The sequence below is a fragment of the Roseisolibacter sp. H3M3-2 genome, assembly GCF_029211165.1.
Classification (GTDB): Bacteria; Gemmatimonadota; Gemmatimonadetes; order Gemmatimonadales; family Gemmatimonadaceae; genus Roseisolibacter.
Genome location: NZ_JARGEK010000602.1, coordinates 1 through 1,811, shown reverse-complemented (window position 1 = coordinate 1,811; position 1,811 = coordinate 1). Strand labels below are relative to the sequence as shown.

At 80.5% G+C, this 1,811-nt stretch carries 2 protein-coding genes; one reads left to right on the top strand and one right to left on the bottom strand.

Annotated features, from left to right (window positions below):
* Positions 1-195: 195 nt before the first annotated feature.
* Positions 196-600 carry a hypothetical protein gene (locus PYV61_RS24985; RefSeq protein ID WP_275836596.1) on the bottom strand — a complete coding sequence of 135 codons (405 nt, stop codon included), beginning with the start codon at positions 598-600 and terminating at the stop codon, positions 196-198.
* A gap of 250 nt (positions 601-850) precedes the next feature.
* On the opposite strand from PYV61_RS24985, the gene PYV61_RS24980 reads away from it, so the two are divergent.
* The coding region (locus PYV61_RS24980; RefSeq protein ID WP_275836595.1) for a HEAT repeat domain-containing protein at positions 851-1,811 on the top strand (961 nt) is incomplete at its 3' end.

Below are 1,811 nucleotides of genomic sequence, written 5' to 3'. Positions count from 1 at the left end.
GCGCGGCCGCGCGCCGCGAGCCCCGCCCCGGCCACCAGGACCGGCACGGCGGCGGCGAGCGTCCGGGCGGCGGCGAGCTGCTGGCGGAGGGGGCGCGCGGGCACGGCGGGGGCGGGAGGGAACGCGCGCCATCGCGCGGCGCTGCTCCCGAGTATCGGCCCCACCGCGGCGCCGAATGAGGGCGCCGCCCCAGGCTCACGAAAGCGTCACGCGCGCCCGCGCCTCGGCGCGCGCCATCTGCGCCACGAGCGCCGCCAGCCGTTCCAGGTCGCGCCCCGCCCGCCGCACCAGCAGCCGGCGCAGCGCGGTGGCGCGGGCGGGCGACAGCCGCGGGGGCTCGTCCACCGACAGCGCGCACTGGTAGGTGACGCGCGTGCCGTCGGCCGTCGACTCCAGCGCCAGCGACCGGTCGAGCGCGAATGCCGCCCCGCGCCCGCTCCACGCGAGGTGCCGCGGCGGGTCGGCGTCCGTGGGGTGCGCCGGCTCGGCGAGGTCGGCGAGGCGCGTGCGCCAGCGCGGCGACAGCCGGCGGTCGCCCGCCACCGCGAACACGGCCGACGGCGGGTGGGGGAGCAGGCGCGAGGTCTCGACGACGAACACGGCGGGGCGGGGCGGGGGGAGGTCCGCGCCGGCCCTCGGGCGCCGCGGGATGCCACACGATTGCGCCCGCCGCTTAGCGCACCGCTTACTGCGTCGCGCGGGGGGCGCGCCGTCTCGGAAACCTCCCCCAACGCCCCGCCGGGGCGCGGCGTAGGACGCGCGGTCGGCGCGGCGGACGGCGATGTTGCTCGCGCGTCCGCCCGCCCGTCCCCCCGGTGCTCCCCCGTCCGCGCACGCCCCGCCCCCCGCGATGCCCGCCGCCACCCGCGACTTCCTGAACAGCCTCGGACGTCTCGCGACGCTGCTCGGCGACGCCGCCCCCGACGCCGAGGGGGTGCGCGTCGAGATGCACCGCCTCGGGCGCCTGTCGGCGGAGCGGCGGGTGGACCTCTGGCTGCGCGACGTGGCTGACGCCGACTCGCCGCTGATGGCGCGACTGCGGCGCGAGGGTGTCGTGCGGCTGGTCATCCGCCGCGGCGCTTCGGCGCGCGAGCTGGCGCAGTTCGCGGGGCTGTTCGCGCGCGACGCCGGCGACGGGGCCACGGTGCTGGCGGGGCTCGACGCGCTCGGGATCTGGGGGGTGCAGCCGCTCGTCGACGCGTCGGGGGGCGCCGGCGCGCCGGCCGACGTCCCCGAGGTGGGCGCGGCGGTCGCCGGCATCCTCGAGGCGCGGCGCGACGACCTGGTGACGCCGGCCTGGGACGCGCTGCGCGACGCGCTGGCGCTGGTGCCGTCCCGCCTCCCGGACGAGACGCAGAGCGCCGTCGCGGTGGCGCTGGCGTTCGCCGACCTGGCGGCGCGCCTCGGCGCGGCCCGCGACTCGGTGGCGTCCGACCTCGTCGCCGCGCACCGGGCGGAGTTCGACCGGCTGCTCGACCCGCACCTGACGACGATCGTGCACGCGGTGGCGGCGCGCCCGCTCCCCGACGCGCACCCGGTGCTGCGCCACGCCGCCGACCGGCTGGTGCCGCTGCTGCTCGACCGGCTGGGCGAGGCGGAGGGGATCGACGAGCGGCGGCGCTGCTTCGTCGCCCTGCTCGACGCGGGCGGCGGCGTCGACACGCTGATCGAGGCGCTGCGCGACCCGCGGTGGTACGTCGTGCGCAACGTGGCGCTGGTGCTCGGCGAGCTGGGGGCGCGGTCGGCGGTGCGGCCGCTGGCGCGCTGCCTGACCGCCGCTCACCGGCGCGCGCGCGCGGCGGCGGCGCAGG